Source organism: Prauserella salsuginis (assembly GCF_024648885.1).
GTDB lineage: Bacteria > Actinomycetota > Actinomycetes > Mycobacteriales > Pseudonocardiaceae > Prauserella > Prauserella salsuginis.
In genome coordinates, this window is sequence record NZ_JANBBF010000010.1 from 22,468 (window position 1) to 36,943 (window position 14,476).

General features: G+C 70.1%; 12 protein-coding genes. 9 read left to right on the forward strand and 3 right to left on the reverse strand.

Translation table 11 applies throughout. The features are described from left to right. The first annotated feature begins 402 nt into the window (after positions 1-402). The 7 genes from clpB (at position 403) to LY40_RS11320 (ending at position 8,617) form a co-directional block, all read left to right on the forward strand. Positions 403-3,009, forward strand: coding sequence for an ATP-dependent chaperone ClpB (gene clpB / locus LY40_RS11290; RefSeq protein WP_183781465.1), 2,607 nt, complete (start codon positions 403-405; stop codon positions 3,007-3,009). Positions 3,010-3,081: 72 nt separating this feature from the next. Beyond that, positions 3,082-3,840, forward strand: coding sequence for a TtfA family protein (locus LY40_RS11295; RefSeq protein WP_183781468.1), 759 nt, complete (start codon positions 3,082-3,084; stop codon positions 3,838-3,840). Further along, positions 3,840-4,604 (forward strand): SDR family NAD(P)-dependent oxidoreductase, encoded by a 765-nt coding sequence (locus tag LY40_RS11300; protein ID WP_258936782.1) that lies wholly within the window; start codon positions 3,840-3,842, stop codon positions 4,602-4,604. The genes LY40_RS11295 and LY40_RS11300 overlap by 1 nt, the downstream gene beginning before the upstream one ends. 124 nt (positions 4,605-4,728) lie before the next feature. Continuing rightward, positions 4,729-5,298, forward strand: coding sequence for an orotate phosphoribosyltransferase (pyrE, locus tag LY40_RS11305; RefSeq protein ID WP_183781473.1), 570 nt, complete (start codon positions 4,729-4,731; stop codon positions 5,296-5,298). Between the two features lie 275 nt (positions 5,299-5,573). Next, positions 5,574-7,160 carry a flavin monoamine oxidase family protein gene (locus LY40_RS11310; RefSeq protein WP_308216697.1) on the forward strand — a complete coding sequence of 529 codons (1,587 nt, stop codon included), beginning with the start codon at positions 5,574-5,576 and terminating at the stop codon, positions 7,158-7,160. A gap of 210 nt (positions 7,161-7,370) precedes the next feature. Further along, positions 7,371-7,766: a DUF2784 domain-containing protein gene (locus LY40_RS11315; RefSeq protein ID WP_183781476.1), complete on the forward strand. Its 396-nt coding sequence runs from the start codon at positions 7,371-7,373 to the stop codon at positions 7,764-7,766. A gap of 179 nt (positions 7,767-7,945) precedes the next feature. Beyond that, on the forward strand, positions 7,946-8,617 hold the full coding sequence (locus tag LY40_RS11320) for a TrmH family RNA methyltransferase (protein ID WP_183781479.1): 672 nt from the start codon (positions 7,946-7,948) through the stop codon (positions 8,615-8,617). Positions 8,618-8,712: 95 nt separating this feature from the next. Here LY40_RS11320 and LY40_RS11325 read toward each other — a convergent pair whose 3' ends face one another. Continuing rightward, a complete protein-coding gene (locus tag LY40_RS11325) occupies positions 8,713-9,297 on the reverse strand; it encodes a GNAT family N-acetyltransferase (RefSeq protein ID WP_258936783.1) in 585 nt (194 codons plus the stop codon). A 32-nt stretch (positions 9,298-9,329) separates the two neighbouring features. Between LY40_RS11325 and LY40_RS11330 the strand changes: the two genes are divergently transcribed. Then, positions 9,330-9,932 carry a TetR/AcrR family transcriptional regulator gene (locus tag LY40_RS11330; RefSeq protein WP_183781486.1) on the forward strand — a complete coding sequence of 201 codons (603 nt, stop codon included), beginning with the start codon at positions 9,330-9,332 and terminating at the stop codon, positions 9,930-9,932. A 105-nt stretch (positions 9,933-10,037) separates the two neighbouring features. Here LY40_RS11330 and LY40_RS11335 read toward each other — a convergent pair whose 3' ends face one another. Together LY40_RS11335 and LY40_RS11340 are read right to left on the reverse strand one after the other, a co-directional pair. Beyond that, positions 10,038-12,230 carry a molybdopterin-dependent oxidoreductase gene (locus LY40_RS11335; protein WP_258936784.1) on the reverse strand — a complete coding sequence of 731 codons (2,193 nt, stop codon included), beginning with the start codon at positions 12,228-12,230 and terminating at the stop codon, positions 10,038-10,040. A 245-nt stretch (positions 12,231-12,475) separates the two neighbouring features. Continuing rightward, positions 12,476-13,510, reverse strand: a complete 1,035-nt coding sequence (locus tag LY40_RS11340; protein ID WP_258936785.1) for a LacI family DNA-binding transcriptional regulator — start codon at positions 13,508-13,510, stop codon at positions 12,476-12,478. A gap of 180 nt (positions 13,511-13,690) precedes the next feature. On the opposite strand from LY40_RS11340, the gene LY40_RS11345 reads away from it, so the two are divergent. Beyond that, positions 13,691-14,326 carry a nucleoside/nucleotide kinase family protein gene (locus LY40_RS11345; RefSeq protein ID WP_183781494.1) on the forward strand — a complete coding sequence of 212 codons (636 nt, stop codon included), beginning with the start codon at positions 13,691-13,693 and terminating at the stop codon, positions 14,324-14,326. The last annotated feature ends 150 nt before the right edge of the window (positions 14,327-14,476 follow it).

Here is a 14,476-nt window from a genome sequence, read left to right on the forward strand (position 1 = left end):
CGGGTCGAGTGTGACCAGGTTCAGGGCCGGCGCCACGTTGCCGCGTCCGTCTGTCGCGGTGGACTCCATCGCGCCCATCTGTCAGGTGTCGACGCTGGGCCTTTCCCGCTCCGAGGCGTCAGTGCCCGCGTGTGCCGCCGCGCCGGTTCGATCCCAGCGGGTTCAGCGCACGCACGCCACGGCGCGGAGCGCGCGACGTGGGGTCTGCGGGGGTCGCTCCCGCAACGGCTGAGGGACGTGGGGTCTGCGGGGGTCGCTCCCGCAACGGCTGAGCGACGTGGGGCCTGCGGGGTCGCCCTGCAATAATTGAGTGGAACAGACTCAAGTTTTCTGACGTTGGACTACATGGCAGTGCTCGACCTGCGAGGCTGCTCCCAGTGCTGACGATCCAGAGGTGAGGGGATGGACGCTTTCAATCCGACCACGAAGACCCAGCAGGCGATCTCGTCGGCGGCGCAGGCCGCGACGATGGCGGGTAATCCGGAGATCTCGCCCGCACATCTGCTCGGTGCGCTCCTGGCCCAGTCGGACGGGCTGGCGGGGCCGCTGCTGACGGCGGTGGGAGCCGATCCGCAGACGATTCACTCGGAGCTCGAGCCGATCGTCGCGAAGCTGCCGGCCGCGACGGGTTCCACCGTGTCGTCCCCCAATTTCGACGGTCACGCGGTCAAGTCGTTGACACATGCCCAGAAGCTGGCGACGGAGCTGGGTGACGAGTACGTCTCGACCGAGCACGTCCTGGTGGGGCTGGCGGCCGAGGGCGGTCCGGTGTCACAGCTGCTGAGCCGCAATGGTGCGACGCCCGAGGCGTTGCAGGACGCGTTCACGCAGGTTCGCGGTTCCGCGCGGGTCACGAACCCGGATCCGGAGGGCACGTATCAGGCGCTGGAGAAGTACGGCGTCGACCTGACCGAACTCGCCAGGGCCGGTGAGCTGGACCCGGTGATCGGCCGTGACCCGGAGATCCGCAGGGTGGTGCAGGTGCTGTCGCGCCGGACGAAGAACAACCCGGTGCTGATCGGCGAGCCGGGTGTCGGCAAGACGGCGATCGTCGAGGGGCTCGCGCAGCGGATCGTGGCCGGTGACGTGCCGGAGTCGCTGCGCGGTAAGCGCGTCGTCTCGCTCGACGTCGGTTCGATGGTGGCCGGGTCGAAGTACCGCGGCGAGTTCGAGGAGCGGCTGAAGGCCGTGCTCAAGGAGATCAAGGACTCCGAGGGGCAGGTCGTCACGTTCATCGACGAGCTGCACACGATCGTCGGCGCCGGTGCCTCGGGCGAGGGCGGCAGCATGGACGCGGGCAACATGATCAAGCCGATGCTCGCGCGGGGTGAGCTGCGCATGGTCGGTGCGACGACGCTCGACGAGTACCGCAAGCACATCGAGTCCGACGCCGCGTTGGAGCGCCGTTTCCAGCAGGTCATGGTCGGTGAGCCGTCGGTCGAGGACGCGATCGGCATTCTGCGGGGTCTCAAGGAGCGCTACGAGGTGCACCACGGTGTGCGCATCACCGACAGCGCGCTGGTCGCGGCCGCCACGCTGTCGGACCGCTACATCACCGCGCGCTTCCTGCCGGACAAGGCGATCGACCTGGTCGACGAGGCGGCCTCGCGGTTGCGCATGGAGATCGACTCGCGCCCGGTGGAGATCGACGAGGTCGAACGGGCGGTGCGCAGGCTCGAGATCGAGGAGATGGCGCTGTCGAAGGAGAGCGACGCCGCCTCGAAGGACCGGCTCGGGGCGCTGCGGGAGGAGCTCGCCGAGAAGCGCGAACAGCTCAGCGCGCTCACCGCCCGGTGGCAGAACGAGAAGGGCTCGATCGAACGGGTCCGCGAGCTGAAGGAGCAGCTGGAACAACTCCGCGGCGAGGCGGACCGCGCCGAACGCGATTCGGACCTCGGCCGTGCCGCCGAGCTGCGCTACGGCCGCATCCCGCAGCTGGAGAAGGAGCTCGACCAGGCCACGGAGGCGTCACAGGCTGCCGAGTCCGCGCCCGACGTGATGCTCAAGGAAGAGGTCGGCAGTGACGACGTGGCCGACGTCGTCAGCGCGTGGACCGGCATTCCCGCGGGCAGGCTGCTCGAGGGCGAGACCGGCAAGCTGCTGCGCATGGAGGAGGAGCTGACCGGGCGGGTCGTCGGGCAGGCCGACGCCGTGAAGGTCGTCTCCGACGCGGTGCGCAGGGCGCGCGCCGGGGTGGCCGATCCGGACCGTCCGACGGGGTCGTTCCTGTTTCTCGGGCCCACCGGTGTCGGCAAGACCGAGCTGGCGAAGGGGCTCGCCGAGTTCCTCTTCGACGACGAGCGCGCCATGCTGCGCGTCGACATGAGCGAGTACTCGGAGAAGCACAGCGTCGCGCGGCTGGTCGGCGCTCCCCCGGGTTACGTCGGCTACGACCAGGGCGGTCAACTCACCGAGACGGTGCGCAGGCGGCCGTACTCGGTGGTGCTGCTCGACGAGGTGGAGAAGGCGCACCCCGACGTGTTCGACGTGCTGTTGCAGGTGCTCGACGACGGCAGGCTCACCGACGGTCAGGGCCGCACCGTCGACTTCCGCAACACGATCCTCGTGCTGACCTCGAACCTCGGCTCGCAGGCGATCGCCGACTCGGCGCTCGACGAGCGGCAGCGGCGGGACGCGGTCATGTCGGTGGTGCAGTCGCACTTCAAGCCGGAGTTCCTCAACCGGCTCGACGACATCGTCGTGTTCCACGCGCTCGGCACCGAACAGCTCGGCGAGATCGTCGACATCCAGGTCGCGCGGCTCGGCCAGCGGCTCTCGCAGCGCAGGCTGACACTCGACGTGTCGCCGGCGGCGCGGGATTGGCTGGCCCTCAACGGCTACGACCCGGTGTACGGTGCGCGTCCGCTGCGGCGGCTCGTGCAGTCGGCGATCGGCGACCAGCTGGCCAAACAGCTGCTCGCGGGCGACATCCGCGACGGTGACACGGTGCGGGTCGATGCCCCCGAGTTCGAGGCCGCCGCATCACTCGTGGTCACCCGGGGTTCGTAACCGCCCGGACGAGTCGGTTTCCGCCCGGCCTGCCTCTTCGGTGTGGCGGGCCGGGCGGGATACGCTGCTCGCGTGGGTATTCCGGCGTGGATCTGGTTCGTCATCGCGGCCGTCGCCGCCGTGGCGGGTCTCGCTCTGCTGATGACCGACCGCGCGCGCGAGAGCTCCCGCAACCGGGAACGCGCGCGCTGGGCCGAGCTGCGCGGCTGGCAGTACGTCGACGAGGACGAGGAGCTGCCGCGCGAATGGTCGGGCGGCGCGATCGGCTACTTCGGCGCCGAGGCCGCGGTGAACGTGGTCGCGGGCTCGACGTTCACCTCGGACGGCAGGCGTCCGGTGTTCGTGTTCGACATCGTCGCCGACGGCGTCATTCCCTCGGTGATCGTGGCCGTGCGCTGCAACCGCGTGCAGCCGGTACTGCTCGAACTGTGGCTGGCGAGCGTGCCGTTCCAGCGCACGGAGATGCCGGAGCTGCTGGGGCCGGTCGGCCAGCGGTACGCGTTCGCCGACGAGGTGGCCGCGGGCCGCGCCCTGGTCACCCAGGAACTGGTCGAGGCGGCCGACGCGCTCGGCGGCGACGTCGGTGTCGCGTGGATCGAGCAGGAATGGGTGCTGGCCAGCGTCGCGCCCAACGTCGGGCCGTCGCGGCTGGAACGCCTGCTGCGCGACCTCGGCGAGATCGCCGACATCATCGACCCTTCGGAGGAGGCGATGGAGGAGCGATACGTGCCCGCGCAGGCACCGGGTGTCGAACCGCCCGCCGCTGATCCGTCCGACACCGAGGTCGACGAGCCCGGCGTGAACACGCCAGGGGAAGGCGTCAACCGCTGATGCCGGCAGCCCTCATCACCGGCGCCACGTCCGGCATCGGTGCCGCCTTCGCGCGCGAACTGGCCGGTGAGCGCTACGACCTGGTGCTCGTCGCCAGGGACGAGACGCGCCTGCGTACCCGTGCGGACGCGCTCGTCGAGAGCTACGGCGTTTCCGTCGACGTGCTGACCGCCGACCTGGCCACGCCCGAGGGGCGTGCGGCCGTCGAGCAGCGGCTGGCCGACGGCGTCGACATGCTGGTCAACAACGCGGGGCTCGGCCTGGCCGGCGAGTTCTGGACCGCACCGCCCGAGGAGCTGCAACACCAGCTGGACGTCAACGTCACGGCGGTGCTGCAACTGACCCGCGCGGCCGTGCCCGCGATGCGTGAGGCCGGTAGCGGTGACATCGTCAACGTCTCCAGCGTCGCCGGCTTCTTCTCCGGTCGCGGATCGACGTACACCGCCAGCAAGGCTTGGGTGACGTCGTTCTCCGACGGCCTCGCGTCCGCCCTCCAGGGCTCCGGCGTGCGGGTGATGGCGCTGTGCCCGGGGTTCACCCACACCGAGTTCCACGATCGTGCCGGGTTGGAGAAGTCCGGCCCGAAGGGCATCTGGCTGGAGGCCGACGTCGTCGTGGCTGAGGCGTTGTCCGACCTGCGGAGCGGCAAGGCTGTCTCGGTGCCGGGCAGGCAGTACAAGTTCGCGGTGGCGGTCGGGAAGCTGCTGCCGCGCGGGCTGATCCGCCGTCTCGGCGGGCTGTTCGCCGGCCGAGACCGCACCTGACTCGCCGCCCGCCGCCGCGCGGTGTCCTCGCTGGATTCCACGGGGCGAATTCCACGGGCGGCGAGCGTCACGTCTGCCGCGGGCCGCGGCCGGAGCCGGAAGGCGCGCGTGCCAAACTGCGGCCGTGGCGACACCCTCGTTGGATCAAGCGGCGAAGAGCGAACTGTCCCGGCTCGTCACCGAGTTGTGCGTGGTGCACGGCAAGGTGACGCTCGCGTCCGGCAAGGAGGCCGACTACTACGTCGACCTGCGCCGGGCCACGCTCCATCACGCGGCGGCGCCGCTCATGGGCACATTGCTGCGGCAGCTGACGGCGGACTGGAACTACGTCGCGGTCGGTGGGCTCACCCTCGGCGCGGACCCCGTGGCGACGTCGATGCTGCACTCGGCCGCGGCCGACGGCATGGTGCTCGACGCTTTCGTCGTGCGGAAGAACCTCAAGGAACACGGCATGCAGCGCCGGATCGAGGGCATGGAGGTCGCCGGGCAGCGGGTGCTTGCAGTGGAGGACACGTCCACGACCGGCGGCAGCGTGCTCACGGCCGTGGAGGCGCTCAACGAGGCGGGCGCGACCGTGGTCGGCGTGGCGACGGTCGTCGACCGCGGTACCGGCGCGCGAGAGGCGATCGAGGAGGCGGGCCTCGAATACCGGTACCTCCTCGACCTCGACGACCTCGGCCTGTCCGGCACCTGACCACTCACCATCGGGCGACCTCGAACAGCCCAGCGGTTTAGCGCCCCCAGGGGCACCTTGGGGCACTCAACGCCGCGAAGGTGCCTTGGGGCATTTGCCCACCCGTCGGCCCGACCACCGCCCCTCACGGACACGCTGGCGCATGGCTGCATTTTCAACCCGTGTTCCCGAACGCAACGGATGTATCGGCATCACCCACAAGGGTGGGTACAACCGGCAGACTTCCTCCGTCCTCGCGATGAAGGGAGTCGACGTTGCCAACCGAACGTGCTGGGGTGACCCGCCGCAGTCTGCTGCGCTCGATCGGCGTGGCGGGTGGTGCGGGTGCGATGTTCGAATCGATGCGTGCGCTCGGCCTGGTCGCCTCGCCACAGGCACTGGCCGTCCCCGACTTCCGTGAACCACGCGCGGGCGATCTCGCCGCTGCGAACCGCGGCAAGACGGTCGTCATCCTCGGTGCGGGCGTCGCGGGGCTGACGGCGGCGTACGAACTCGGCAAGGCCGGCTACCGATGCGTCGTGCTGGAAGCGAAGGACCGGGTCGGCGGTCGGGTATGGACGGTGCGCTCGGGCACCACCGAAACCGACCTCGACGGCCACACCCAGACCGCCCGGTTCAGCAAGGAGCCCGGCAGCTATCTCAACGCAGGGGCCGCGCGGATTCCGCAGTCGCACATCACCCTCGACTACTGCCGCGAGCTCGGCGTGCCGCTGGAACCGCTGTTGGCTCACAACGCCAACAACCTCATCCACGGCGAGGGTTCCGGTGCGCAGCAGTACCGCACGGTGAAGGCCGACTACCAGGGCTACGTGTCGGAACTGCTGTCGAAGGCCGTCGACCAGGGTGCGCTGGACGCAGAGCTCACCGCGGACGACAAGGAGGCGCTGCTGACGTTCCTGTCGTACTACGGCGACATCGGCGACAAGAACTCCGGGTTCGCGTACACCGGGAGCAGCAGGCGCGGGTACGAGGTCGAGCCGGGCGCCGCCGACCAGGAGGGCGTGCCGCTGGGGCCGCCGCCGTCGCTGTCCGAGGTGTTGTCGAGCCGGCTCGGGCGGTACCTGTCGTTCGAATCCCGCTACACCCACGCGATGACGTTGCTGCAGCCCGTCGGCGGGATGGACGCGATCACGAACGCCCTGCACGAGGCGGCGAAACGCACCGGTGCGGAGGTGGTCACGGGCGCACCGGTGTCCGAGGTCCGCAACACCGACGCGGGCGTCGACGTCGTCTATCGCGGTCCCGGCGGCAAGGACACCCGGATCAGCGGGGACTTCTGCGTGGCGACGTTGCCGCCGAACGTGATGGCGAAGATCCCGACGAACCTCGACTCCCGTGTGAACTCGGCCCTTCGGTTCCCGGAGGCCTTCTCCGCGGGGAAGATCGGGCTCGAGTACGACCGCCGGTGGTGGGAGCTCGACGAGCGGATCTACGGCGGGATCACCATGACCGACCTGGATGTGCTCAACATCTGGTACCCGTCGCACGGTTTCCACACCGACCGTGGCGTGGTCGTCGGGTACTACACCGAGGGGCCGTACTCCGAGGCCTACAGCCGGCTGACCCCCGTCGAACGTGAACGCCGCGCGCTGGCGCAGGGCGCGAAGATCCACGGCGAGAAGTACCGCCAGGGCGTGCAGGCGTCCTTCTCCGTGTCCTGGGAGCGCACGCCGCACATCGAGGGCGGCTGGGTGCACTGGCCGTCCCGCGATTCCGGCGAGTACGACCTGCTGAACAAGCCCGCGGGCAACGTCTACTTCGCGGGCGACTGGCTCAGCCATTTCATCGCGTGGCAGGCCGGTGCGATCGACTCGGCGCGATACGTCGTGACGGCATTGCACGACCGGGTGCGGAACTCGTAGTTCTCGGCGGCCCGGTTTTCGGGTACCCGGAAACCACCTGGACGGCTCGCCCGCGAGCGAACTGCATATCGGAACCATAACGGCCGGGGCGAAAACCGCCCCTTAGGTGTTTTCCCGGACGCGGAATGTGGTCGCGGCGGGCTATGTTGACCGTGACAGGGGTTGGAATCACAGGGGGTTGTCGCCGGTCACCGGGGCAGGTGGGGTCTGATGTTGGGGCTGTTGACCGTCATGGTCACCGTCGTGCATTTCCTCGCGCTCGCCTACATCGGCCTCGGCGGTTTTCTGGCGTGGTTGTGGCCGAGGTCGTTCTTCGTGCACGTGTTTTTCGCGGCGTGGGGCGTCGCGGTGAACGTGTTCACACTCGCCTGTCCGCTGACCGTCGCCGAGGACTTCCTGCGCCAGCAGCGCGGACTCGACCCGCTTCCCGGCGGCTTCAACGAGTACTACATCTACGGCACGCTGATTCCGCATTCGATCCTGCCGTTCGTCGGCGTCGCCGCGTTGCTGCTGGTGGCGGTGTCCTACGTCGGGTTGTACGTGTTGTGGCGGCACCGCGTGCACGAGTCGAACGCCGGTCACGGCCACTCCGTTCGCCTGGGCTGAGGAACCCGGTCGGCGGCAGGACGGGGCGGCGGAAGGACAGGGCTGCTGCGGGACAGGGCAGCGGAAGGACAGGGCTGCTGCGGGAGCCCGGCGCCCCGCCGCCCCGGCAGCGGCGGGGTGCGGCGGAGGTCGGCCCGGGCAGTGCCCTCGCCGATCGTGGCCCGCGGGAGAATGGCCTGGTGACGTCTGATCCGACCGGGGCCGGTGAGCCAGGGCCGACCGAGTGGGGCGCGAACCCCGAGGTGGGCGTGGGCCCGTGGGACGGCCCGTGGCCGAACGACGAACGCTACGACCCGGAACTGCTCGCCGAGGGCGACCGCCGCAACGTCGTCGACGCCTACCGGTACTGGCGGCGCGAGGCGATCGTCGCGGACATGGACACGCGGCGGCACCCGTTCCACGTCGCGATCGAGAACTGGCAGCACGACCACAACATCGGCACGGTCGTGCGGACGGCCAACGCGTTCGCCGCCGCGGCCGTGCACATCGTCGGCAAGCGCCGCTGGAACCGCCGCGGTGCGATGGTGACCGACCGGTACCAGCACCTCCACCATCACCCGACGGTCGACGGGCTGGTCGAGTTCGCCGCGGCGCGGGCGCTGCCGATCGTGGCGGTCGACAACACCCCGGGCGCCGTGGCGCTCGAAACGGCGGACATGCCGCGCGAGTGCGTGCTGCTGTTCGGCCAGGAAGGCCCGGGCCTGTCGAAGGAGGCGCAGGACGCGGCGGCACTCGTCGTGTCGATCGCGCAGTTCGGCACGACCCGGTCGATCAACGCGGGTGTCGCCGCGGGCATCGTCATGCACACGTGGGTGCGCCAGCACGCCGACGTCGCCGACGCCTGGGACTGACCGGCTACCCGGTCACGACGGTCGTCCGCACCCGGACAGGGGTGGCCAGGCTGTTGGCGACGATGCAGGCGCGGTGCGCCCGCTCGGGGCGTTCATCATTCCGGGTCGCGGTATTCCGGGTCGCGAATCCTGCTGCGGGGCGCCGTGAGGGGACGTCGGTAGTGGAGCAACGGGACGAGCTCCTGCGCGGGCGTTCGATCCTCCACTTGCTCGACGAACTGAAACCCCGACCGTTCGAGATTGCGTTGTGAGGCGACGTTTCCGGTCAGGGTCCGAGCGGTGAGTGCGTCGAGTCCACTGCCGGCCGCGAGCTGCGCGGCGAGTTCGAGGGCCCCGGTCGCGTGCCCGCCCCTTCGGGATTCGGGGTGGAGCCAGAATCCGACCTCGGCCTCCGTTGCGGTGACATCGAACAGGACCAGGCTGCCGAGGAACGTGTCGTCGGTGACGTCGACGATGCTCAGCACCGCCAGGTCTCCTCGGGCGAGGCCTGAGGGCACCACGGTTCGAGCGAGGCGATCCACCGACTCCGGCGTGTACTCGGACTCGGGGAGATGCCCGAACTGCCGCACGAGCGGATCCCGGGTGCCTTCCGCGTAACGGACGGCGTCGACGGGCGCGAGCGCGCGCAACGCACGTAGGTGATCGCTGACGGGTAACAGTGCCGGATCAATCACATCCACTAAACTAACAGTGATTGGTTAAGGGGGAAGTGATGAGTTACTGGGATGCCGCCAAAGCCGTACGCCGCAGCCGAGTCCTCGAACCGGAGGCCATCGCTCGCACGGCGGCGCGATTACTCGATCAGGTCGGCTACGACGAGTTCTCACTGCGCCTACTCGCGGACTGGCTCGACGTCGCACCCGCCAGCCTCTACTCGCGCATTCGTGGCACATCGGACGCGCTGGATCTGGCGTTGGATCATGCGCTCGGTGCGGACCATTCGATCCAGCAGGCGATATCTCGAGGAGAAGCGGTCGAGATCCTGCGAGCGTTCTTCGAGCACCTGCTGGAACACTCCTGGGCCGTCCACGTCGTCGCTATGCGGCCGCCTCGTGGACCTGCTTACCTCGAGTTTTCGGAATCGCTGGTCCGGGGGTTGCAAGAATCCGGCCGATCCGACCCACTATCCCGGGCCTATGCGGCCACGAACCTGGTCATCGGCAGTGCGCTCACCTATCAGGCGGCCGGCCGCGAAGTGGACGCCCCCGTGAGTGCCGACCGGGCCCCGCATTACGAGGCACTCCATGCCGACATCGCGTTCACTCCCCACGATGTGTTGGACAAGGCGCTCGGCGAGCTGTTGAACGTCGGTTGAGTGAGTGGCGCCGCGGCCCGTCGATAGCCACTGTGGACAGACGGAGTTGAGACGGCACTGCGTATGCGAATTCGCAACACGGCCCCCGGAATCTGCAACACGGCGTCAGCGGGTCGGGGTCAGGGTGACCGGGATTCCGCCCAGTGCGGCGGTTCCCGTGGGACCGTCGAGGGTCCGGTCGTCGGTGAGCACGTTGGCGTTCGCGCCGCTGTGCCGGGTCGCGACCGCCGTCCGCACGCCGGCTACGTCGTGTCCCCAGCCGTGCGGAATGCTCACCACACCGGGCCGCATCGCGTCGGTGATCTCCACCGGCACGTCGATCGATCCGGTGCGGGCGGTGACGGTCACCGGGTCGCCGTCGACCAACCCCAGCCTGCCGGCGTCGTCGGGATGCAGTTGCGCCGTGCACCGGTTGCTGCCGCGCACGAGCGGTTCGAGGTTGTGCATCCACGAGTTGTTCGAGCTCAGTTGCCGTCTTCCGATCAGGATCAGGTCCGTCGGCCTGCCGGTGTCCTGGCCGTCGGAACCCGCGGACCCCGGCGCCGATCCCGCGGACCCGGCCAGCGAGGCCGCCAACCGCGGGATGTCCGACACGATCGCCTCCGGCGCCAGCTCGACCTTGCCGCTCTCGGTGGCGAGCACGTCGGGAATGCGTGGCTGCATCGGGCCGAGGTCGACGCCGTGCGGGGCGGCTTCGAGATCGGCGAGCGTCAGGTCGAACGGTCCTGCGCGCAGCATCAGGTCGACGATCCGCTCCGGCCCGCGCCGGGTGTCGTCGGCGGTGACGCCGTAGCGGTCCGCCAGGTCGGCGGCGAGCAGGTCGTCGAGCGCGTCGACGTCGGGATCCGGCCCCTGGCCAGCGATGACGCCACTGAGGCGCAACAACGTCCGCCACTCCTGCGGAATCTCGGATGTGAGCGTGGCCGGGGTCCAGTTCGCGACGCTGCGTACCGCGAGCTGGTACAGCGTCACGTCGTAGTGCGGCCGTTCGAGAGGGCTTGGTGCGGGCAGGACCACGTCGGCGTGGCGGGTGGTCTCGTTGCGGTAGATGTCGATCGACACCATGAAGTCCAGACCGGCCACCGCGGCGTCGAGGCGGGCCGCGTTGGGCGCGCTCAGGCACGGGTTCCCCGCGATCGTGATGAGCGCTCGCACCTGACCGTCGCCCGGGGTTTCGATCTCGTCGGCGAGCGTCGCGACGGGCACTTCGCCGAGGACCTCGGGAAGGTCGCGTACGCGGGTGCGGCGGCGTCCGGCCCGGAACGGCTTGCTCGGCGCGGTGTTCGCCTGGCCCGCGGCCGCGAGCGGGAACATCGCGCAGCCCTCACGGTCGAGGTGGCCGGTGAGTACGTTCAGCACGTCAACGAGCCAGCTGGTCAGCGTGCCGAACTCCTGCGTCGTGGTGCCGATCCGGCCGTAGACCGCGGCCCGGTCGGCGGCGGCGAGGTCACGGGCGAGCCGCCGGATGTCGGCCGCTGCCAGGCCCGTCGCGTCGGCGACCGTTTCCGGGCTGAACTCCGCCGCCAGCTCGCGCACTTCGTCCACTCCGGTGACGTGGCCGGCGAGCGTGCCCAGTCGTACGAGGTTCTCGGCGAACAGCGTGTGCACCATCGCCAGCAACAGCAGGGCATCGGCGCCCGGTCGGATGGCGTGGTGCTCGTCGGCGAACTCGGCCGAACGCGTGCGCCGCGGGTCGACCACGACGATCCGCCCGCCGCGGTCACGGATCCCGCGCAGCCGCGACCGCACGTCACCGGCCGTCATCAGGCTGCCGTTGGACACGAGCGGGTTCGCGCCGAGCACGAGGAGGTACTCGGTGCGGTCCAGGTCGGGCACGGGGATCGTCATGGCGCCGCCGAACAGGTACCCCGACGAGTAGTGCTTCGGGATCTGGTCGACAGTGCCGGCCGTGTAGACGTTCGTGGTGCGCAGCGCCTTGACGAGTGCGCGCAGGTACACCGAGGCGGACACGTTGTGCGAAACGGGGTTGCCGACGTAGACGGCCACCGCGTCCCGGCCGTTGGCGTCGATGATGCCGGGCAGGCGGGCGTCGATCTCGGCGAACGCCTCGTCCCACGACGCCTCGACGAGTTCGCCGCCGCGGCGGATCAACGGTGTTCGCAGGCGGTCCGGGTCGTGGTGCAGCGCGCCGAGCGACGCCCCCTTCGGGCAGACGTAGCCGTGGGAGAACACGTCGTCGCGATCGCCTCGGACTCCCGTGACCGTCGCGGCGTCCAGCGTCACCTCCAGCCCGCAGGTCGCCTCACACAGCGGACAAGTGACATATGCCGTTGTCATGGATCGATGGTGACACCGGACACATCGGGCTGTCGATGTTCACGAGCGCAGCGGGAGCGGCCTGTGGCAGAAGAGCGGTCGTAGCAGCGGGCAATCGCCGTCTGGGCGCGCGGCACCGGAATCCGCAATATGGCCCCAGGCGGCACCGTCGCGTCGATGAGGCGGTGCCCGGGCGACGGGCGGGCGCAACACGGCCCCTGGAATCCGCAACACGGGGCCCGGCACCGCCGCGACGGCCGGGCGTGTCAGCGAGCCGAGTTCTCCGGCGGGCAGCCGCAGGACGTCCGGTGGCGCCACGCCGGTGGCAGCCGCACCGTCTCCGGTTCGCGTTCCGGGTCTTTCAGGCGGGCGAGCAGCAGGCGCATCGCCTCGCTGCCCATGTCGGCCACGGGCTGGGCGATCGTCGTCAGCGGCGGATCGACGAGGTCGGCCCATTCCGGCTCGTCGAAGCACGCGAGGGCCAGGTCGGTGCCGATTCGCAGGCCGCGTCGCCGCGCCTCCACGACCACGCCCGCGGCCATCGCGTCGTCGGCGGCCAACACGGCCGTCGGCGGTTCCGGCAGCTCCAGCAGCGACGACAGTGCCGTGGCACCGCCGTCGCGGCTGCGATCGCCGGTCGCGACCAGTTCCGGGCTCCACGGCACGCGGGCCCTGCCGAGGCCGAGACGGTAGCCGAGGACGCGCTCGTCGCTGGTGACCTGGCCTTCCGGACCGCTGACCAGGCCGATCCGCCGGTGCGCCCGCGCGGCGACGTGCTCGGTGAGTGCCGACATGGCCTGGATGTTCTCGGGGCCGACCTGGTCGATGTCGCTGCGGGTGGTGAGCCGGTCGAGCAGCACGGTCGGCACGTCCGCGGCGAGCAGTTCGTCGACGACGTCGCGGTCGTCGGGTGCCGACACCAGCACGACACCCTCGATGCGGTGGGCCCGGAGGGCGCGGACGACCGAGCGCTCGGTCTCGGCGTCGTCGTGGGTGTCGGAGAGCAGCACGGTGTATCCGGCCGCTGCCGCTTCGCGCTCGACGGCCTGCACGAGGGTGGCGACGTGGGGGCTGCCGCTGAGCGACACGGCCAGTCCTATCGTCTGCGTGCCGCCCGTGACCAGCGAACGAGCGATGACGTCACCCGTGTAGCCGGTCCGCTCGACAGCGGCGAGGACCGCCTCGCGGGTCGCGGGCGCCACGGCTCTCGTGCCGTTCACGACGTGTGACACGGTGGTGATCGACACTCCGGCCAGTTCGGCGATGTCGCGTTGGGTCGGCCGGCTCGGTCTCTTCGGCACGGGGACGACGGGCTCCTTCCCGATGGGCGGCAAGCGTTTGCGCGCTCGATTGCGCGGCACGATACCGCTGCCTACTGTCGATCCTGATCGACACCCGGTGCGGCGGTGGGGTCTGGCGACACGTTCGGCGGCGGGGTCGGCGAACCGGCGGTGCGGTGCACGGGTCATGATGGGAGCGAGATGACGACGTTTGATGATCTGCTGGCGCGCGCCGAGGCGCTCGCCGCATCCGGCGGCAGGCGTGTGCTGGGCATCGCGGGTTGCCCGGCGTCCGGCAAGACGACGTTGGCGTGGCGGCTGGCCGGTGCGCTCGGCAACCGCGCGAAGGTGGTCGGCATGGACGGCTTCCACCTCGCACAGGTGGAGCTCGCCCGGCTGGGCAACGCCGACCGCAAGGGTGCGCCCGACACGTTCGACGGTCCCGGGTACGCCCACCTGGTCCGCAGGCTGGCCGCGGGTGACGAGCGCGTGTACGCCCCTGAATTCCGCAGGGAGATCGAGGAGCCCATCGCGGGTGCGGTCGCCGTGCCCGAGGACGTACCGCTCGTGATCACCGAGGGGAACTATCTGCTGCTCGACACCGAGCCGTGGGCGCAGCTGCGGCCGCTGCTGGACGAGGCGTGGTTCCTGGAGCCGGACGAGAAGGTGCGCCTCGAACGGCTCGTGTCGCGGCACCGCAAGTACGGCCGGTCGCTCGTCGAGGCGCAGCAGCGGGCCTGGGGATCGGACCAGCGCAACGCCGACCTGGTCGCGCCGAGCGCGGCCCGCGCCGACCTCGTCGTCAAGGACATGGAGCTGCCGACCTTCGCGGTGTGACCATCGGTCGACGCATTTGTCCACGGCCTGTGGACAAATGCGGGTTATCCACAGGTCTGTCCACAGGTGGATTGCAGCTTGCGGGCAGCAACGTCGCCGGGTGAAAAATGCGTCGCCCGGCGCTGTGGACGTCGAGTAGCCTGGACAGCG

Coding starts and splice junctions, on each gene's coding strand:
- clpB (WP_183781465.1), top strand. CDS start 403: ATGGACGCTTTCAATCCGACCACGAAGACCCAGCAGGCGATCTCGTCG.
- LY40_RS11300 (WP_258936782.1), top strand. CDS start 3,840: ATGCCGGCAGCCCTCATCACCGGCGCCACGTCCGGCATCGGTGCCGCC.
- LY40_RS11315 (WP_183781476.1), top strand. CDS start 7,371: ATGTTGGGGCTGTTGACCGTCATGGTCACCGTCGTGCATTTCCTCGCG.
- LY40_RS11330 (WP_183781486.1), top strand. CDS start 9,330: ATGAGTTACTGGGATGCCGCCAAAGCCGTACGCCGCAGCCGAGTCCTC.
- LY40_RS11335 (WP_258936784.1), bottom strand. CDS start 12,230: ATGACAACGGCATATGTCACTTGTCCGCTGTGTGAGGCGACCTGCGGG.
- LY40_RS11345 (WP_183781494.1), top strand. CDS start 13,691: ATGACGACGTTTGATGATCTGCTGGCGCGCGCCGAGGCGCTCGCCGCA.